A 19,052-nucleotide genomic window follows, 5' to 3' on the forward strand; every position below is an offset into this window, starting at 1 on the left:
GGCGACCCGCGCCCGCGCGCGGCGAGCCGGACGAGCGGGCCCCGACCGCCGGGCCCCGCGAGGCGCCCGAGGCCGACACGGCCCGGCGCGACGAACCAGAAGGTGGGATGGATGAACGAGCAGCAAGTGCGGCCGGCCCCGGTGCGGGAGTCGGCGCTGTCCTGGCGGCGCGGCGGAGGCGGTCCCGCCTGGGGCGCCCCGGGCGCGCGCCACACGCTCAGGAACGGCGGCCTCGCCCTCCCCGCGGCGCCCGACCCGGCCGCGCTGCGCCCGACGAAGGCCGCGCCGCGCGACCGGCTCGCGGTGGGCGACCTGCTGGAGCGGGTGCGCGAGGACGACGAGGAAGGGGAGTCACGGCTGCGCTTCCTGCCCGCCCTGGAACGCCTCGTCCAGTCGCTCGACTCCGAGGCGGGCCTGCACGCGGAGGGGCGCGCCGCCGTCCGCCGCGAACTGGCCCGGGCGCTGGTCCGCCAGCGGCAGCTGGTACGGCTGCTGCGCGAGCGCCCGACGATCGCCCTGACCGACATCCGCGCCCCCGTCTTCATCACCGGCCTGCCCGGCAGCGGTGCCGCGCTGCTGCACAACCTGCTGGCCGAGCACCCCGGCCTCGACGCCCCCGCGCTGTGGGAACTGGCCGACCCGGGAGCCGAGTTCACCGACATCCAGCAGCGGCGGGCCGCCCTGCGGCGGGCCCGCGCCGACGCCGAGCGCACGGCACGGCCGACCCTGGAGCGCGGCGCCGGACAGCTGCTGCGGCACACCCGCCCCGGCGGCTGCCACCGCCTCCTGACGAACGCCTTCCACAGCATGATGGCCACGCTCACCTGGCGGGTGCCCGGCTACGGCGACTGGCTGGAGGACGCGGACCTCACCGAGGCGTACGCGTTCCACCGCGCCCAGCTCCAGGCGGTCACCTGGCGGATCCCCGGCTCCGCGCCGCTGCTGCGCGACCCCTTCCACTCCCGTCATCTGCGGGCGCTGCTGCGGGCCTACCCGGACGCCCGCGTCGTCCATGTGCACCGCAGCCCCGCGGACGTCGTCGGCGTCTGCGCCGGGATCAGCGCCGCCCGGCGCGGCACCACCGCACCGGCGGGCGATCCCGCGCCGGTGGGCGCCGAGTGGGCCGCCCGCGCCGAACGGCACTTCGCGGCATCGGAACAGGCGCGCGCGGCGCTGCCCCAGTCGCGCCTGCTCGACGTGCGGTACGCGGAGCTGGTGGCCGACCCCGTGCGCGAGGTGCGCAGGGTCCAGCGGTTCGCCGGGGTGACGCCCACCGCGCTGGTCGACCACGCCGTCGCCGCGCTCGCCGCCCGGTCCGCCCGCGCGGCCCGCACCGCGCGCGCCTTCCAGCCCACGGAGTTCGGCCTCTCGCGCCGCCGGCTGGACAGCCGGTTCGCCGTGTACCGCACGACGTACGGCGTCTGAATCCCCGACACCAGAAGAGAACAGAGAGAAGCAGAGGTGCCGCCCATGACGACACAGGCATTAGAGACGGCCGAGGAGGACGGCGCGGCACCGACGGCGGCGTCCGCCGCCGCACCCGCACCCGCGACCCTGCCCGCGACCGCAGGACCGGAGCCGGAACCAGGGCCAGGAACAGGAGCAGGAGCAGGACCGGGACCGGACTCGGACCCGCCCCGCAGACTCGGCTTCGCCGTCGGCGTCGTGGCCCTCGGCGGGCTGCTGTTCGGCTTCGACACGGGCGTGATCTCCGGCGCGCTCCTCTTCCTGAAGACGGACTTCCACCTGACCTCCTTCCAGGAGGGCACGGTGATCTCCTCCCTGCTGCTGGGAGCCGCCGCGGGCGCGCTCGGCAGCGGGCGCCCGGCCGACCGGTGGGGCAGGCGCAGGACGCTCCTCGTCATCGCGGTCACCTTCACGCTGGGCCTCGCGATGGCCACGCTGGCGGCCGGGTTCTGGAGCATGATCGCGGCCCGTGTGGTCCTCGGCCTCGCGGTCGGCGCCGCCTCGACGGTCGTCCCGCTCTACCTCGCCGAGATCGCGCCGCCCCATCTGCGCGGCCGCCTGATCACCGTCAACCAGATCCTGCTCACCGCCGGGATCCTGGTGTCCTACCTCGTCAACCTGTGGTTCGCCGGGGATGCGGACTGGCGCGCGATGTTCGGCGTGGGCCTGGTGCCCTCGCTGCTGATGCTGGTCGGTCTGCTCTTCGTGCCGGAGAGCCCGGTGTGGCTCGCCGCGCGCGACCGGGCGCGGGGTCAGGAGCAGGGGCGCGGGCCGGACCAGGGGCCGTCGCGAGCGTCGGAGCGGGGGAGCGGCGCGGGTCCGCGCGGCCGTCTCGCCGACCGCGCCGTGCGCCGGGCCCTGATGATCGGTCTGACCCTGGGCGCCGTACAGCAGTTCGCCGGGATCAACACGATCATCTATTACGCCCCCAGCATCATGCGCCGCGCGGGGCTGCCCGCGACCAACTCGATCCTGTACTCCGTCGCCATCGGTGTGGTGAACCTGCTGATGACGGCGGCCGCCATCCCGCTGATCGACCGGGCGGGGCGGCGCCCGCTGCTCGTGCTGTCCCTCACCGGCATGGCGGTGGCGCTGGTCCCGCTGGGCTTCGCCCTCGACGGCGACCTGGGTCCGGCCTCGCACCTCATCGCGCTCGGGTGCATGGGCCTGTACGTCTCGGCCTTCGCCATCGGGCTCGGCCCGGTCTTCTGGATCCTCGCGGCCGAGATCTTCCCGCCCTCCCTGCGCGCCTGGGGCGCCGGGCTGTGCGCCCTGGTCAACTGGGCCGCCAACTTCGTGGTGGGGCAGCTGTTCCTGCCGGCCGCCGATCTGGTGGGGGAGTCGGTCGTCTTCTGGTTCTTCGCCGCGGTCGCCCTGGCCGCTCTGTGGTTCGTCGTACGCCAGGTCCCCGAGACCAAGAACCGGCCGTTCGCCGCGATCCAGGAGGAACTGATGTCCCGCGCCGTTTCCTCGCCCAGATAAATGCTTGATCATGCATCGTTTCGAGCCTTGATGTACCGGTTTCCGAAGGAGCTCCCATGACCACGCACGCCACACCACCACCAGCCGACGCGGCGCCGTCCGCCGACGCGGCGCCACGGGCCGCCACCCCGCCCGCCGGCACCACGCCCGGCGCCGCGACGGAGGTTCCGTCGCCGTCGGGACCGCTGTCCCGGCTGCCCTCGCTGACGGGCATGCGGTTCATCGCGGCGGTGATGGTCTTCCTGTTCCACTCCTCGCTGACCACCGAGCCGCCCCTGAACCCCTTCAGCGGCACGGCGTCCGACGTCTACCACGCGGCCTTCACCAAGACCGGCTGGATGGGCGTCACCTTCTTCTTCCTGCTCAGCGGGTTCGTGCTCACCTACTCGGCGCGGCCCGGCGACGCCCCGCGCCGGTTCTGGCGCCGCCGCCTGGTCAAGCTCTACCCGAGCCACGTGGCCGGCTGGATCGGCGCCATGGTGCTCTTCGCCGCGGCCACCGCCACCTGGCAGCAGTGGCTGCCCAACCTGCTGCTCGTGCAGACCTGGATCCCCGACTACCACACCTACCTGAGCATCAACCCGCCCAGCTGGTCGCTCTCCTGCGAGGTGTTCTTCTACCTCTGCTTCCCCCTGCTGCACCACTGGATCAAGAAGATCAGGCCCGAGCGGCTCTGGGCCTGGGCGGCCGGTCTCGTCGCCGCCGTCACCGCGATACCCGCGCTGGCCTACCTGCTGCTGCCGGACGGCACGATGTCCAACGGCTTCCCCGTCTCCGAGGTCCAGTACTGGGCCGTCTACATGCTGCCGCCGGTGCGCACCCTGGACTTCGCGCTCGGCATGATCATGGCCCGCATCGTGATGAGCGGCCGCTGGATCCGCCTCGGTCTGCTCCCGGCCTGCCTCCTGGTGCTCGTGGGGTACGCGGTGGCCAACGCCGTGCCGTGGCTCTTCGGCCTCAACGCCGCGGCCCTCATCCCCTTCGCGCTGCTCATCCCGGCCGCCGCCACCACCGACCTGCGCGGGGAGCGCTCGCCCTTCCGGGGCCGGGTGATGATCTGGCTCGGTGAGGTGTCGTTCGCCTTCTACATCGTGCACAACGTCCTGATGGTGTGGGCGCGTTCGCTGATCGGCGAGACGAAGCTGTACGACGTGCCCGGCGGTGTCGGCGTGATCGGGCTCTACTTCGTGCTCTGCCTCGGGGTGGCCTGGCTGCTGCACAAGGGCATCGAGATGCCGATGATGCGGAGGTACAGCAAGCCCCGTGCGCGGGCCCGTGCCTGACGGTCCCCGGCGGCCGGCGGCCGGTACGCGTCCCCGGAGGGATGCGTACCGGCCGGTTCCGTTTCCAAAGAGTTGCTCTATGCTTGCAAAAACAAGTTCATCGTTCGGCAGGGCCGTGCCGCGGCGGGTGCTGAGCGCGGGAGAGGGCGGTGCGGCGGACATGGCGACGGGAGCGCGGGGGCGACTGGGGGGTCAGCAGGAGCTCTGGCGGCAGCTGCTGCTGCTCGTGAACGGCGTGGGGACGACCCTCGACAAGAAGCTGCAGCGCCAGCACGGCATCACCGCCTCGGAGTTCACCGCGCTCTCCATCCTCGGCGGCGGCCGGCTGCGGATGCAGGAGCTGGCCGACTCGGTGGGCCTGAGCCAGTCCACGATGAGCCGCCTCGTGGGCCGCCTGGAGGGCGCGGGACTCGCCGCGCGCACGGCGGGCGAGGAGGACCGGCGCGTGATGTTCGCCCAGCTCACCGAGGAGGGCAAGAAGCTGGTCGCCCGCGCCCAGGGGACGTTCTCCAAGGAGCTCGAACTGGCCCTGGACGTCGCGTCGTTCGAGCCCGCGACGGCCTCTTTGGTGAACCGCCTGCGCCACGACCCGACGGCACGCTAGCCCCGTACCTCCTGGCCCGCTTTCCCTCCCCGCATCCCGTACGCGGACGGCCCTGTGCGGGGACGGACCGGGTCCGCCCCCGCACAGGGCCGTCTCGACGAGCGCTCCGCGAGCGCGCCGCGCGGCGCTTACGCGTCCTTGTGGATGAACTCCTGGATCAGCTCGGCCAGTTCGTCCGCCTTCTCGAAGATGGCGAAGTGACCGGCGTCGAGCTCCGCGTACGTGCTGCCGGGGATGCCCTCGTGCAGCGCGCGCGAGTGCACCACGGGGACCATCCGGTCGTGCGTGGCCCCGATCACCAGCGTCGGCGCGGTGATCTTCGGCAGCAGGTCCGTGATGTCGGTCGTCAGGTTGAGCGCGATCTGCCGGCCGATGCCCGCCGGGATGCCGCCCGCGACGAGCTCCTCGACGCCCTTGGTGCCCAGGTTGTTGAGCTGGTCGTCGGTCCAGCCGTGCAGCTGCAGGAACCGGCCGAAGGCCTCGTGGTCGAGCTGGTCGAGGCGGTGCCACAGGTCGAAGAAGAGCCGCTGGCGCTCGTCGAGCGAGGCCCACCCGGTGAGCAGGACCAGACGGCGGACCAGGTCGGGGCGCTCGGCCGCGACCTTGGCCGCGACCACCGCGCCCAGGGACCAGCCCACCAGGTCGACCGGGCCCTCGGCGGAGCTGTCCTCGACGGCCGCGACGACCTGGTCGGCGACCAGCTCCAGGGTGAGCGCGTCGCCGCCGTCCTTGGTGGCGCCGCTGCCGGAGTAGTTGGGGGTGATGACGGTGCGCCGGTCGCTGAACTTCTCCAGCAGGTGCTCGTATCCGGCCGCGTCACCGCCGGTCCCGTGGACCAGCGCGAGCCCGGGTCCGGTACCGGTGACGAAGTACTCCACCACCGAGTCGGACGTCGAGACTGTGGGCATGCCGTTCTCCTTTGATGCTGTGTCTGGTGATGCCGTGTCGGGTACTGCGGGGAGCCGCCCGCACGACGGGGGCCGTGCGGGCGGCGGACGCGGCGCGGGAGACGCTCCGCGGCGCGTGGTCGGGGGAGGATCAGGCCTGCGGCCTGACCGACTGGGCGTGCCGGAGCACACCGCGCGGGTCCCAGGTGGCCTTCGCCTTCTGCAGGCGGGGGTAGTTGTCCTTGTAGTAGAGGGCGTGCCAGGGGACACCGGACTTGTTGTGGTCCGGGTCGCTCAGGTCGATGTCGGCGTAGTTCACGAAGCAGCCGTCGGTGACCCGGCCCGGCGTGGGCACGCCGCCGGTCGATGCGTACACGTCGCGGTAGAACTCCCGCACCCACGCGAGGTGCTTGGCGTCCTCGGCCGGGTCCTGCCAGAAGGCCAGGTACTGGAGCTTCATCACCGAGTCGCGCTGGGCGACCGCCGTGGCGTCCGCGTCGACGGCGTTGATGCGCCCGCCGTAGCCGGCGATCAGGAGCAGGGCCGCCGGGTTGGCGTAGTCGGTGCGGGTCAGGTGCTTGTACATGGCGTTCAGCTGGTCCTCGGGGAAGGAGGCCCGCATGTACGCGGACTTGTCCTCGAAGCGCAGCGTCGGGTCGCCGCCGGCGAAGCCCGGCCACCGGGTGGCGTGCAGGAACGGCAGCCGCTGGGTGGCCGTCGTCGGGGTGACGGGCACGCCCTTGCCGACGGCGGCCACGAACGCGTCCAGGTCCCGTTGGGCGTTCGGCCGGGTCGCGTCGATCTGCGTGACCAGCAGGAGGGCGCCGCCCGAGCGGTGCGTGGCCTTGAGCTGGCTGAACAGGTCCAGGCAGGAGGAGTCCGCGGTACCGTGCGCGGCGAACCAGTCGCCGTAGTTCTTCACCAGGCGCTTGAAGGCGGCCTGCGTCATGCCCTCCCAGGACCACGTCACGGTGCTGGTCAGGAGCTCGGCCGGCGGGCGGGGCAGCAGCTGGGACGGGTCCGTGCCGGTGGCGCCCGCGGTGCGCAGCAGGTACTTGGTGACGATGCCGAAGTTGCCGCCGCCGCCCCCGGTGTGCGCCCACCACAGGTCGCGCAGGTCCGGGTCGTCGGAGTCGCGCGTGGCGACCACCTTGCGGACGGTGCCGTCCTTGCCGACCACCACGACCTCGACGCCGTACAGATGGTCGACGGTGAGCCCGAACATGCGGGACAGCGCGCCGTATCCGCCGCCGACGATGTGGCCGCCGGCGGCCACCGAGGGGCAGGAGCCGCCGGGCAGGGTGACGCCCCAGCGCTTGAACAGCGCGCAGTAGACGTCCGAGAGCCAGGCGCCGGGCTCCACGACGAAGACCCGCCTGCCCGCGTCGTACGAGACGTCGGTCAGCTCCGACAGATCGATGACGACCTTGATCTCGGGGTCGGTGGTGAAGCCCTCGTAGCAGTGGCCGCCGCTGCGCACCGCGACGCGCTTGCCCGCGGTGACCGCCTCCCTGACCGCGTCGACGACCTGGTCGGCCGAGTAGACGAGGCGTACGTAGTCGGGGCGGCCGACCCAGCGCTGGTTGGTGCCGCGGATCAGCTCCTGGTAGCGGCTGTCCGCGGGGCGCACGGTGATGGCGTCGAGGCCCCCCTCCGCGGCCCGGCCCGCCGCGACGGCGGCCGCGCCGAGGGCGGCGACTCCTGTGGCTACGGTTACGGCTGCTGCCGTCGCTTTGGCTGGGCGCACGGCTCCAGTGTCCGGGCCCCGGGCGGACCAGGCCAGTGGGCGGGGGCCGACGGGTGTCCCCCGCGCCCCCGCGGGGCTCCGCAGCGCGCCGGCGGGGCTCAGGCCGGCTGCTGCCCGTACCCCCGCAGCTTCCGCTCCGCTTCGTCGAGCTGGGCCGGGGTGAGGAGCGAGGGCGTGAGGGAGGGGACCGCGCTGGCGGTGAGCCAGAGGCGGGACATCCATTCCAGTTGGGCCGTGCGGTCGTACGCCTGGGACAGGGTGTCTCCGTAGGTGACCGTTCCGTGGTTCTGGAGCAGGCATCCCGTGCGGTCCCGCAGGGCCTGGAGCATGTTCTCGGCCAACTCGTCCGTGCCGTAGAGCGCGTACGGCGCGACGCGGGCCGGACCGCCGAGGACGCCGGCCATGTAGTGGACCCCCGGCAGCTCCGGCACCAGCATCGACACGGCCGTGGCGTGCACCGCGTGGGTGTGGACGACGGCCCCCGCGTCGGTGTGGCGGTAGATCGCCAGGTGCAGGGGCAGCTCGCTGGTCGGTGAGAGGTCGCCGACGAGACGGCGCCCTTCGAGGTCGACGCCGACCGCGTCCTCGGGCCGCAATCTGTCGTAGGGGACCCCGCTCGGGGTGACCAGGACCGTGTCGCCGACCCGCACCGAGACATTGCCCGAGGTGCCGACGACGAGGCTGTCCGCCACCGTCCTGCGGGCGGTCTCGACCAGCTCCTGCCAGGCCTGTCCGATCGCGTCCCGTCCCGTGCCGCGCGCCGTGTCCCGCCGTTGCTCAGTCATGCGGTGATCCTGCCAGCCGGGCGCTGCGCACTGTAGGGCGGAGCGCAGGCCTCCGGAAGCCCGTATATCGGCATACATCCCGTTCTGGGAATCATTGGCCTGCGATCGCCGGGCATCAGATGATCTTCCAGTACTCTCTGGGAGATTTGCCGTGTACATCGCGATCCGGGGGGAATCATGGCTCGTGACCAGCAATCGTCCCGTCGTCGTACCCGCCTCATCACGGCATCCGTGGCGGCTGTGGCCATCGGGGGGACCGCCCTCGCCGAGATTCCGGTTTCGGCGGCGGGCAAGCCGCGGGGGCACGACGTGTCCTCGCACCAGAAGCACGTCAACTGGCAGAAGGCCAAGAGCAAGGGCGCGCGGTTCGTCTACGTGAAGGCGACCGAGTCGCACACGTACCGGAACCCGTACTTCACCCAGCAGTACAACGGCTCGCGCAACGCGGGCCTGATCCGCGGGGCGTACCACTTCGCGGTGCCGAGCTCGTCCTCCGGCCGGACCCAGGCCCGGTACTTCCTGGCCCACGGCGGCCGCTGGAGCGGGGACGGCTGGACGCTGCCGCCCGCGCTGGACATCGAGCACAATCCGTACAGCTCACGGAGGTGCTACGGCCTGAGCAAGGGCCGGATGGTGCACTGGATCAAGTCCTTCAGCAACGAGGTCAAGCGCCAGACGGGCCGCCGCCCGGTGATCTACACGACCTCCAGGTGGTGGAACGACTGCACCGGCGGCAGCCGGGCCTTCGCGTCGAGCCACGCCCTGTGGCTCGCGCGCTGGTCGGCGTCGGCGGGATCGCTGCCCAGGGGCTGGGCGTACTGGACGTTCTGGCAGTACGACAACGGTGGCGGCCTGCCGGGTGACCAGAATCTCTTCAACGGCTCGACGGCCCAGCTGAAACGGTTCGCCAGGGGGTAGCCGCCAGTCGGCGGAACCCGACACTCCGCCCGAATTTCGGGCCTCGCGCCGTCGCTCCGTACGATCTTCGTCAGGCACCTGATGAATGCGGAGTGACGGCACTCCACTTCGGGTCACCGCACAGCCCGACCCAGTTCACTTTCCGTTCACCCGGGTTGCCTACGTTCCACATGCCACTGACGTCCAACAGAAGCCTGGGTAAATGGAACACATCACGCTTCTCCTCGGGATCGTGATCGTTACCGCTCTCGTGTTCGATTTCACGAACGGTTTCCACGACACTGCCAACGCGATGGCGACGACCATCTCGACCGGCGCTCTGAAGCCCAAGACGGCGGTGGCCATGTCCGCCGTGCTCAACCTCGTCGGCGCCTTCCTCTCGGTCGAGGTCGCCAAGACGATCTCCGGCGGCATCGTCAACGAGGACGGCCTCAAGACAGAGGTCATCTTCGCCGCGCTCGTCGGCGCGATCCTCTGGAATCTGCTGACCTGGCTGGTGGGCCTGCCCTCCAGTTCCTCCCACGCCCTCTTCGGCGGCCTCATCGGCGCCGCGGTCATGTCGATGGGCTGGTCGTCGATCAACGGCGGCACCGTCGTCACCAAGGTCCTGATCCCCGCCATAGCGGCGCCGATCGTGGCCGGCCTCGCCGCGACGCTGGCCACGCGCCTCACGTACCGCATCGGCCGCAACACCGACACCAAGGCCACCGCCAAGGGCTACCGCGCGGGCCAGATCGCCTCCGCGGGCCTGGTCTCGCTGGCCCACGGCACGAACGACGCGCAGAAGACCATGGGCATCATCACGCTCGCCCTGGTCACCGGCGGCGTCCTCAACCCCGGCGCCAACCCTCCGATGTGGGTCATCGTCTCGGCCGGTGTCGCCATCGCGCTGGGCACCTACCTCGGCGGCTGGCGCATCATCCGCACCATGGGCAAGGGCCTCACGGACCTCCAGCCGCAGCAGGGCTTCGCCGCCCAGACCAGCGCCGCGACGGTCATCCTGGCCTCCTCCCACCTGGGCTTCTCGCTCTCCACCACCCAGTCCTGCTCCGGCGCCGTGATGGGCGCGGGCCTCGGCCGCAAGGGCGGCGTGGTCCGCTGGTCGACCGCGACCCGGATGTTCGTCGCGTGGGGTCTGACCCTGCCGGCGGCCGGTCTGGTCGGCGCGGGCGCCGAGTTCCTCACCAAGCAGGGCCCCTGGGGCATCGCGGTCACCGCCGCGATCCTGGTCGGCGGCTCGGCCGTGATCTGGGCGCTCTCGCGGCGCGACGCGATCGACCACACGAACGTCACGGACGACGAGATCCGGCAGGGCGGCGCCACCACGGACACCGAGCCCGCGGGCGTCGTGACCACCGCGATCGCCGCCGTCACCCCGCCCCCGACGGGCACGGTCGCGGCCTCCACCGCCGCCTCCGACGACCCGGTCAAGGCCACCACGGCCCCGACCACGACCACGACCGGCGCCATGGCGGACCCCGCCCGGCCCGCGACGGTGTAAGGACGCATCAGCATGAGCATCGACTGGGCAGCTCTCGGCTCCGTCTTCGGAGTCAGCCTCGCGGTGACGGTGGCCCTCGTGGGCCTGTTCACCCTCGGCATCGTCGGCCTCTCCAAGCAGGAGACGGCGACCGCCTCGGGCGGCGGCTCCGCGGCCCTGGCCCGCACCGGCGCGTACGCCTGCTTCGCGCTGTGCCTGGCGGCGGTGGCGTACGGGATCTATCTGATCGTCGCCTGACGGCCGGAGTCCTCGGGTGGGGCGTGGGGCGTGCGAACGCCTCGCGCCCCACCGTCGTATGTGGGGCTCCGCACACTCTCCCGCCGCAGGTCAACGGCGAGTTGACGGGCGTTCGCGGGGCGTGGTGGACTGCCGGGGCCAACTACGGCGGCAGAAGAGGAAGCCGGTGTGAATCCGGCGCGGTCCCGCCACTGTCACCGGGGAGACGCTCCCCGGAAGCCAGGAACTCTCGCCGCCGCATCACGTCGAACCAGGGCGCGGACACCCTGAGTGAGGACATATCGCCATGCTCGGCCGCCCGGTGCCGCTTCCCCTCCTGAGTACGAGTTCTCTCCTCAGTACGGCTGCGGGCTGAGCCCATGAGTGCCGATCGCGACTTCGCGTACGGCGCCGCCGCCGGACTCCTCGGTGACCTGCTGCTCGGCGATCCCCGCCGGGGGCATCCGGTCGCCGCGTTCGGACGGGCGGCCGCCGCCGTCGAGCGGGTGCTGTGGCGCGACCACCGCGGGTGGGGCGCGCTGCACGCCGCGGTGTGCGCCGGGGGCGCGGCGGGTGCCGCCGCCCTCGCTTCCTCCCTGGTCCGCCGCTCACGTGCCGGTTCCGTCGCGCTGACCGCCGCCGCGACCTGGTCCGTGGTCGGCGGGACCTCGCTGGGCCGGGAGGCGCGGGCCGTCGCCGGCGCGCTGGAGGCCGGGGACATCGAGGTCGCGCGCGAGCGGCTGCCGCATCTGTGCGGGCGGGATCCGCAGGCACTGGACGCCGACGGGATCGCGCGGGCCGTCGTGGAGTCCGTCGCCGAGAACACGTCCGACGCGGTCGTCGGGGCGCTGGTGTGGGGCGCGATCGGCGGGGTTCCCGGACTCGTCGGGTTCCGGGCCGTCAACACACTGGACGCCATGGTGGGGCACAAGTCGCCGCGCTACCGGCGGTACGGGTGGGCCTCCGCCCGGCTGGACGACGCCCTCGGATGGCCCGGAGCGCGGCTGACCGCCGCCCTGGCCGTGGCGGCCGGGGACTCGCCCGCCGGGGCGGTGCGGGCCTGGCGGCGCGACGCGGCGAAGCACCCCAGCCCCAACGCCGGACCCGTCGAGGCCTCCTTCGCGGGGGCGTTGGGGGTTCGGCTCGGGGGGACGCTGTCCTATGGAGGACGGGTCGAGCACCGGCCCGTCCTGAACGCGGAGGGGCGCGAGGTGCGGGTGGGGGACATCGAGCGGGCCGTGCGGCTGTCCCGGCACGTGAGCCTGCTGGCGCTCGGCGTCGCCGTCACCGCCCGATCGACTCAGTGGAAGAAGGGCCGTACCTCATGAGCGGTGGACTGCTGGTCGCCGGGACCACCTCCGATGCCGGGAAGAGCGTCGTCACCGCCGGGATCTGCCGGTGGCTGGCGCGCAAGGGCGTGTCCGTCGCGCCGTTCAAGGCGCAGAACATGTCCCTCAACTCCTTCGTCACGCGCGAGGGCGCCGAGATCGGGCGGGCGCAGGCCATGCAGGCGCAGGCCGCCCGCGTCGAGCCCACCGCGCTGATGAACCCCGTGCTGCTCAAGCCGGGCAGCGACCGCTCCAGCCAGGTCGTCCTCATGGGCAGGCCCGTGGGCGAGATGAGCGCGCGCGGCTACCACGGCGGACGCCAGGCCGCGCTGCTCGACACCGTCGTGGGCTGCCTGGAGGAGCTCCGGAGCACCTACGACGCCGTGATCTGCGAGGGCGCGGGCAGCCCCGCCGAGATCAATCTGCGGCGCACCGACATCGTGAACATGGGCATCGCGCGGGCCGCCCGCTTCCCCGTGCTCGTGGTCGGGGACATCGACCGGGGCGGGGTGTTCGCCTCGTTCTTCGGGACCACCGCGCTGCTGAGCGCGGCCGACCAGGAGCTGGTCGCCGGATATCTGGTGAACAAGTTCCGGGGCGACGTCTCGCTGCTGGAGCCGGGGCTCGACATGCTGGAGGGGCTCACCGGGCGGCGCACCTACGGCGTGCTGCCGTTCCGGCACGGGCTCGGCATCGACGAGGAGGACGGCCTGCGGGTGTCCCTGCGGGGCGCCGTCCGGGAGTCCGCCGTCGCGCCGCCGGTCGGCGAGGACGTCCTGCGGGTCGCGGTGTGCGCGGTCCCGCTGATGTCGAACTTCACGGACGTGGACGCGCTGGCCGCCGAGCCGGGTGTCGTCGTGCGGTTCGTGGACCGGGCCGAGGAGCTCGTCGACGCCGATCTGGTCGTGGTGCCGGGGACGCGCGGGACCGTACGCGCCCTGGAGTGGCTGCGCGAGCGCGGACTCGCGGACGCCCTCGCGCGCCGGGCCGCCGAGGGCAGGCCCGTGCTCGGGATCTGCGGCGGCTTCCAGGTGCTCGGCGAGCACATCGAGGACGAGGTCGAGTCGCGGGCGGGATCCGTGGACGGGCTCGGACTGCTTCCCGTGCGGGTGCGGTTCGCCCGCGAGAAGACCCTCGCCCGGCCGGTGGGCGAGGCCCTCGGCGAGCGGGTCGAGGGGTACGAGATCCATCACGGCGTCGCCGACGTCAGGGGCGGGGAGCCGTTCCTGGACGGCTGCCGGGTCGGCGAGGTGTGGGGCACGCACTGGCACGGGTCGCTGGAGAGCGACGCGTTCCGGCGCCGTTTCCTCACCGAGGTCGCCCGCGCCGCGGGCCGCCGCTTCGTGCCCGCGCCCGACACCAGCTTCGGCACGCTGCGCGAGGAGCAGCTCGACCTGCTGGGCGACCTGATCGAAGAACACGCGGACACGGACGCGCTGTTGGGCCTGATCGAGAACGGCGTGCCGGGGGGCCTGCCGTTCATCGCGCCCGGAGCGCCGCCCGCGCCGCCGGCAGCAGGAACAGCAGCAGCACCGGAACGTGCCAAGGAGGCCCTGTGAGTACCCCGTACCCGTTCACCGCCCTCGTCGGGCAGGACGACCTGCGGCTCGCGCTCTTGCTGAACGCCGTCTCGCCCGCCGTCGGCGGTGTGCTCGTGCGGGGCGAGAAGGGCACCGCCAAGTCCACCGCCGTGCGCGCCCTTTCGGCGCTCCTGCCCGAGGTGCCGGTCGTCGCCGGGTGCCGGTTCTCGTGCGACCCGGCGGCCCCCGACCCGAACTGCCCCGACGGACCGCACGAGTCGGCCGGGGACACGGCGCGGCCCGCCCGCATGGTGGAGCTGCCCGTCGGCGCCTCCGAGGACCGGCTCGTCGGCGCCCTCGACATCGAGCGGGCGCTCGCGGAGGGCGTGAAGGCCTTCGAGCCGGGCCTGCTCGCCGACGCGCACCGCGGGATCCTCTACGTCGACGAGGTCAACCTCCTCCACGACCACCTGGTCGACCTGCTGCTCGACGCGGCCGCGATGGGCGCCTCGTACGTCGAGCGCGAGGGCGTGTCCGTGCGGCACGCCGCGCGTTTCCTGCTCGTCGGCACGATGAACCCCGAGGAGGGCGAGCTGCGGCCGCAGTTGCTCGACCGGTTCGGGCTGACCGTCGAGGTGGCCGCGTCCCGCGAGACCGACCAGCGCGTCGAGGTCGTGCGGCGGCGGCTGGCGTACGACGACGACCCCGAGGGGTTCGCGGGGCGCTGGGCCGAGGACGAGGCCGCGCTGCGGGCCCGCGTGGTGGCGGCGCGGGCGCTGCTCCCCCAGGTCGTCCTGGGCGACGGCGCGCTGCGGCAGATCGCGGCGACCTGCGCTGCGTTCGAGGTCGACGGGATGCGCGCGGACATCGTGATGGCGCGCACGGCGACGGCGCTGGCCGCGTGGGCGGGGCGGACGGACGTGCAGAGCGAGGACGTGCGGCAGGCCGCGCTGCTCGCGCTGCCGCACCGCAGGCGCCGCAACCCCTTCGACGCGCCGGGCCTGGACGAGGACAAGCTCGACGAGACGCTGGAGGAGTCGCGCGAGGACGACGCCCCCGAGGGCGACGACGACCCCGACGGCGGCGGCCCCGGCGACGACGGCGGTCCCGGCGGCGGGCAGCCCCCGGCCGGCGGCCCCGAGTCCCCCGAACCGCCGTCCCGGAACCAGGGTTCGGACACCGAGGAGGCACCGGCCCCGCAGGAGCCCGCGCCGGCGCCGGGCGCCCCGTCCGCCGCCGCCGAGCAGCAGCCCGTACGCGCCTCCGAGCCCTTCCGCACGAAGATGCTGAGCGTGCCCGGTGTCGGCGAGGGCGCGGCCGGGCGGCGCTCGCGCGCCCGTACCGAGCACGGCCGTACCACGGGTTCGCGGCGGCCCCAGGGTGCGCTCACCAAGCTGCACCTGGCGGCGACCGTGCAGGCCGCCGCCCCGCACCAGAAGGCGCGCGGGCGGTCGGGGGCCGGTCTGGTCGTCCGGCGTGACGATCTGCGGCAGGCGACGCGCGAGGGCCGCGAGGGCAACCTCGTGCTGTTCGTCGTGGACGCCTCGGGGTCGATGGCCGCGCGGCAGCGGATGAGCGCCGTCAAGGGCGCCGTGCTGTCGCTGCTCCTGGACGCCTACCAGCGGCGCGACAAGGTGGGACTGGTGACGTTCCGGGGCACGGAGGCCGAGGTGGCGCTGCCGCCGACGTCGTCGGTGGACGCGGCCGCGGCCCGGCTCGAATCCCTGCCGACCGGCGGCCGCACGCCGCTCGCGGCGGGCCTGATGAAGGCGCACGACGTGCTGCGGATCGAGCGGCTGCGGGATCCGGCGCGACGCCCGCTGGTGGTCGTGGTGACGGACGGGCGGGCCACCGGGGGCGTCGAGCCGGTGGCGCGGGCGGGGCGCGCGGCGCGGCTGTTCGCGTCCGAGGGCGTCGCCTCCGTCGTCGTGGACTGCGAGTCGGGTTACGTACGCCTGGGCCTTGCGGGTCAGTTGGCGGGCGAGCTCGGCGGGACGGCCGTGACGCTGGACGAGCTGCGGGCGGACTCGATCGCCGGTCTCGTCAAGGACGTACAGGGAATGAACTCGCCTTCGAGGAGGGCCGCTTAATGCCGCAGGGACAGCCGAGCGTCGTGCCGGACGACGGGCTCACGACGCGGCAGCGCCGCAACCGTCCGCTGGTCTTCGTGCACACGGGCATCGGCAAGGGCAAGTCGACGGCCGCCTTCGGTCTCGCGCTGCGGGCCTGGAATCAGGGATGGCCGATCGGCGTCTTCCAGTTCGTGAAGTCGGCGAAGTGGAAGGTCGGCGAGGAGAACGCGCTGAAGGTCCTCGGCGCCTCCGGCGAGGGCGGCACGGTCGCCTGGCACAAGATGGGCGAGGGCTGGTCGTGGATCCAGCGCGCCCCCGCCGAGGGCGAGCCGACCAACGAGGACAAGGCGCGCGAGGGCTGGGAGCAGGTCAAGCGCGACCTCGCGGAGGAGACGTACAAGCTGTACGTGCTCGACGAGTTCGCCTACCCGCTGCACTGGGGCTGGATCGACACCGACGAGGTCGTGGAGGTGCTGCGCGACCGCCCCGGCACCCAGCACGTCGTCATCACCGGCCGCAACGCCCCGCGGCAGCTCGTCGACTTCGCCGACCTGGTGACCGACATGTCCAAGGTCAAGCACCCCATGGACGCCGGACAGAAGGGCCAGAGGGGCATCGAGTGGTAGCTCGTCTCGTCGTCGCGGCGCCGTCGTCGGGCAGCGGCAAGACGACCGTCGCGACGGGCCTGATGGCCGCCTTCTCGGCGGCCGGGCTCGCGGTGTCCCCGCACAAGGTCGGGCCCGACTACATCGACCCCGGCTACCACGCGCTGGCGACCGGGCGGCCGGGCCGCAACCTCGACGCGTATCTGTGCGGACCCGACCTGGTCGCGCCGCTGTTCGCGCACGGGGCCGCCGGGTGCGACCTCGCGGTGGTCGAGGGCGTGATGGGCATGTACGACGGGGCCGCCGGGCAGGGCGAACTGGCCTCCACCGCGCATGTGGCGAAGCTGCTGCGGGCGCCGGTCGTGCTGGTCGTCGACGCGTCGTCGCAGTCGCGGTCGGTGGCGGCGCTCGTGCACGGCTTCGCGTCCTGGGACCCGGAGGTGCGGGTCGCGGGCGTCGTCCTCAACAAGGTCGGCTCCGACCGCCACGAGGCGCTGCTGCGGGAGGCGCTCGACGAGTCCGGGGTGCCGGTGTTCGGCGCCCTGCGCCGCGCCGCCCAGGTGCAGGCGCCCTCGCGGCACCTGGGGCTCGTGCCGGTCGCCGAGCGGCGGGCCGAGGCGGTCGAGTCGGTGGCGGCGCTGGCGGCGCGGGTGCGGGAGGGGTGCGACCTGGAGGGGTTGCTGGCGCTGGCGCGGAGTGCGCCTTCGCTGCCCGGCGACGCGTGGGATCCGGCCGCCGCGGTGGCCTCCCCGGGAAGCGCCCGCCCACGACCGCGCGTGGCCATCGCCTCGGGCGCCGCGTTCACCTTCTCCTACGCCGAGCACGCCGAGCTGCTGACCGCGGCCGGGGCCGAGGTCGTGCCGTTCGACCCGCTGCACGACGAGCAACTGCCCGACGGGACCGGCGGGTTGGTCATCGGGGGCGGGTTCCCCGAGGTGTACGCGCCCGAGCTGTCCGCCAACGAGACGCTCCGCAAGGCCGTGGCCGATCTCGCGCTGTCCGGGGCGCCCGTGGCGGCCGAGTGCGCGGGGCTGCTCTACCTCTCCCGCGAGCTGGACGGGAAGCCGATGTGCGGGGTGCTGGACGCCGGGGCGCGGATGTCGGAGCGGCTGACGCTGGGGTACCGCGAGGCCGTCGCCGTGTCGGACAGCGTGCTCGCGCCGGCGGGGACGCGGATGCGGGGGCACGAGTTCCACCGCACGGTCATGGAGCCGGGGGCCGGTCCCGCGCCCGCGTGGGGCCTGCACCGGCCGGAGCGGCGGGTCGAGGGCTTCGTACAGCGGAACGTGCACGCCAGCTATCTGCACACGCACTGGGCGGCGGAACCGGGGGTCGCGCGGCGGTTCGTCGAGGGCTGCGCGCCGTGACGACGGGGGGCGGCTCAGCCCGCGATGCCCACCACGAGCCAGATGAACGCCGCGCCCGCCACCGTGCACAGCAGGGTCGAGCGCGCGGGGTGGTCGTGGTGCGCCTCGGGCAGGATCTCGGCCGCCGCGAGATACAGCAGCGCACCGCCGAAGAACCCGAGATAGCCGCCGAGCAGCTGCTCCGGAATGGTGAAGAGCAGGGTCGACGCCGCGCCCACCACCGGGGCCGCCGCGTCCGCGAACAGCATCGCGAGCGCCTTGCGGCGGGCGTTCCCGTACAGGCTCGTGATCGTGTACGTGTTGAAGCCGTCCGCGAAGTCGTGGGCGACGACGGCGAGTGCCACGGCCGCGCCCATCCCGCCGCCCACCTGGAAGGCGGCGCCGATCGCGATGCCGTCCATGACGCTGTGGCCGACCATCGCGGCGGCGGCCGTGAGGCCCACCTCGGGGACGCGTCCGTTCTCGTGCTCGTCGGCGCCGTGCGCGGCCTGGCGGCCCGCGAGGAGCCGTTCCACCAGATGGGCGACGAGGAAGCCGGCCACGAACAGGAGCAGCGCGGCGGGCACGCCGAAGACGGGCCCGCCCGCGGCGTCCAGCGCCTCCGGCAGCAGGTCGAGGCCGACGACGCCGAGCATCAGGCCGCCCGCGAGCCCCAGGACGAGGTGGCGCCGGTCGGTGACCCGCTGCGCCGTCCAGCCGCCCACCAGGGTCATGAGGAAGGCGCCGAGCGCCACGAACACCGCCATGGGCCCTTGCTATCCGATTGACCCCGTGCCGCGCACATCCGGCCCGCCTCTTCCGCCCCATCTCACCCGTACGAAAGGAATCGATCCATGGCCGACTCCGCTGCCGGAAAGGTGCCGTCCACCGAGGACGCCGTGCTCGTCGTCGGCGTCGGCGCCTGCGCGGACGCCTCCGTGGCGGAGGTGCTCGGCCTCGTCAGGGACGCGGTCCGCGAGACGGGGCTGACCGAACGGGCCGTCGCCGAGCTGGCGACGGTCGACGTGAAGGGCGAGGAGCCGGGGATCGTGGGGGCGGCGGCGCGGCTGGGGGTTCCGGTCGTGACGTACTCGGCGGCGGAGCTCGCCCAGGTGACGGTGCCGAATCCGTCCGCGCGGTCCCGGGCGGCCGTGGGCACGCCGTCTGTCGCGGAGGCGGCGGCGCTGCGGGCGGGCGGCGAACTCCTCGTGCCCAAGCGGAAGTCGGCGCCGGCCGGACGTCCGCCGATGGCGACGTGCGCGATAGCGAGCAGGCCGCGGGCGGCCGCGGC

17 protein-coding genes and 1 riboswitch are annotated in these 19,052 nt (G+C 73.4%); of the genes, 13 read left to right on the forward strand and 4 right to left on the reverse strand.

All coding sequences use genetic code 11. The annotated features are described in order from the left end of the window. The first annotated feature begins 111 nt into the window (after window positions 1-111). From AOK22_RS31715 to AOK22_RS31730, 4 genes are all read left to right on the forward strand, one after another. Entirely contained in the window at window positions 112-1,425 is a 1,314-nt protein-coding gene (locus tag AOK22_RS31715; protein WP_107102084.1) for a sulfotransferase family protein, read from the forward strand. Between the two features lie 45 nt (window positions 1,426-1,470). Further along, window positions 1,471-2,949 carry a sugar porter family MFS transporter gene (locus AOK22_RS31720; RefSeq protein ID WP_079036951.1) on the forward strand — a complete coding sequence of 493 codons (1,479 nt, stop codon included), beginning with the start codon at window positions 1,471-1,473 and terminating at the stop codon, window positions 2,947-2,949. Window positions 2,950-3,005: 56 nt separating this feature from the next. Next, on the forward strand, window positions 3,006-4,232 hold the full coding sequence (locus AOK22_RS31725; protein ID WP_055702170.1) for an acyltransferase family protein: 1,227 nt from the start codon (window positions 3,006-3,008) through the stop codon (window positions 4,230-4,232). A 160-nt stretch (window positions 4,233-4,392) separates the two neighbouring features. Beyond that, window positions 4,393-4,836, forward strand: coding sequence for a MarR family transcriptional regulator (locus tag AOK22_RS31730; protein ID WP_055702171.1), 444 nt, complete (start codon window positions 4,393-4,395; stop codon window positions 4,834-4,836). A gap of 128 nt (window positions 4,837-4,964) precedes the next feature. Here the strand turns inward: AOK22_RS31730 and AOK22_RS31735 are convergent, their stop codons facing one another. From AOK22_RS31735 to AOK22_RS31745, 3 genes are all read right to left on the reverse strand, one after another. Continuing rightward, window positions 4,965-5,744, reverse strand: a complete 780-nt coding sequence (locus AOK22_RS31735) for an alpha/beta fold hydrolase (protein ID WP_055702172.1) — start codon at window positions 5,742-5,744, stop codon at window positions 4,965-4,967. 130 nt (window positions 5,745-5,874) lie between these two features. Continuing rightward, window positions 5,875-7,470 (reverse strand): FAD-binding oxidoreductase, encoded by a 1,596-nt coding sequence (locus tag AOK22_RS31740; RefSeq protein ID WP_055702173.1) that lies wholly within the window; start codon window positions 7,468-7,470, stop codon window positions 5,875-5,877. 98 nt (window positions 7,471-7,568) lie between these two features. Next, complete coding sequence (locus AOK22_RS31745) at window positions 7,569-8,255, reverse strand: class II aldolase/adducin family protein (RefSeq protein ID WP_055702174.1); 687 nt, start codon at window positions 8,253-8,255, stop codon at window positions 7,569-7,571. Window positions 8,256-8,432: 177 nt separating this feature from the next. Between AOK22_RS31745 and AOK22_RS31750 the strand changes: the two genes are divergently transcribed. From AOK22_RS31750 to AOK22_RS31785, 8 genes are all read left to right on the forward strand, one after another. Beyond that, window positions 8,433-9,173 (forward strand): lysozyme, encoded by a 741-nt coding sequence (locus AOK22_RS31750; RefSeq protein ID WP_055702175.1) that lies wholly within the window; start codon window positions 8,433-8,435, stop codon window positions 9,171-9,173. Window positions 9,174-9,375: 202 nt separating this feature from the next. Continuing rightward, window positions 9,376-10,674 carry an inorganic phosphate transporter gene (locus AOK22_RS31755; protein ID WP_055702176.1) on the forward strand — a complete coding sequence of 433 codons (1,299 nt, stop codon included), beginning with the start codon at window positions 9,376-9,378 and terminating at the stop codon, window positions 10,672-10,674. A gap of 12 nt (window positions 10,675-10,686) precedes the next feature. Beyond that, on the forward strand, window positions 10,687-10,911 hold the full coding sequence (locus AOK22_RS31760; RefSeq protein ID WP_055702177.1) for a hypothetical protein: 225 nt from the start codon (window positions 10,687-10,689) through the stop codon (window positions 10,909-10,911). Between the two features lie 108 nt (window positions 10,912-11,019). Next, a riboswitch (cobalamin riboswitch) is annotated at window positions 11,020-11,162 on the forward strand. Window positions 11,163-11,270: 108 nt separating this feature from the next. After that, the gene (locus tag AOK22_RS31765) at window positions 11,271-12,218 is read left to right on the forward strand and encodes a cobalamin biosynthesis protein (protein WP_055702178.1); all 948 of its coding nucleotides are present in this window, start codon (window positions 11,271-11,273) and stop codon (window positions 12,216-12,218) included. Then, a complete protein-coding gene (locus AOK22_RS31770) occupies window positions 12,215-13,777 on the forward strand; it encodes a cobyric acid synthase (protein WP_055702179.1) in 1,563 nt (520 codons plus the stop codon). The genes AOK22_RS31765 and AOK22_RS31770 overlap by 4 nt, the downstream gene beginning before the upstream one ends. Beyond that, complete coding sequence (locus AOK22_RS31775) at window positions 13,774-15,828, forward strand: putative cobaltochelatase (protein WP_055702180.1); 2,055 nt, start codon at window positions 13,774-13,776, stop codon at window positions 15,826-15,828. The genes AOK22_RS31770 and AOK22_RS31775 overlap by 4 nt, the downstream gene beginning before the upstream one ends. Further along, complete coding sequence (cobO, locus tag AOK22_RS31780; RefSeq protein WP_055702181.1) at window positions 15,828-16,436, forward strand: cob(I)yrinic acid a,c-diamide adenosyltransferase; 609 nt, start codon at window positions 15,828-15,830, stop codon at window positions 16,434-16,436. Before AOK22_RS31775 ends, cobO begins: the two co-directional genes overlap by 1 nt. Continuing rightward, a complete protein-coding gene (locus tag AOK22_RS31785; protein WP_055702182.1) occupies window positions 16,430-17,782 on the forward strand; it encodes a cobyrinic acid a,c-diamide synthase CobB in 1,353 nt (450 codons plus the stop codon). Before cobO ends, AOK22_RS31785 begins: the two co-directional genes overlap by 7 nt. Window positions 17,783-17,796: 14 nt before the next feature. On the opposite strand, the gene AOK22_RS31790 is transcribed toward AOK22_RS31785, so the two are convergent. Beyond that, window positions 17,797-18,528, reverse strand: coding sequence for a ZIP family metal transporter (locus AOK22_RS31790; RefSeq protein WP_055702183.1), 732 nt, complete (start codon window positions 18,526-18,528; stop codon window positions 17,797-17,799). A gap of 87 nt (window positions 18,529-18,615) precedes the next feature. Here AOK22_RS31790 and AOK22_RS31795 point away from each other — a divergent pair. Beyond that, a partial coding sequence (locus tag AOK22_RS31795) for a cobalamin biosynthesis protein (protein ID WP_167357906.1) occupies window positions 18,616-19,052 on the forward strand: 437 nt, incomplete at its 3' end.

It is taken from the genome of Streptomyces silaceus, assembly GCF_001419745.1.
In the GTDB taxonomy this organism is placed as follows: domain Bacteria; phylum Actinomycetota; class Actinomycetes; order Streptomycetales; family Streptomycetaceae; genus Streptomyces; species Streptomyces silaceus.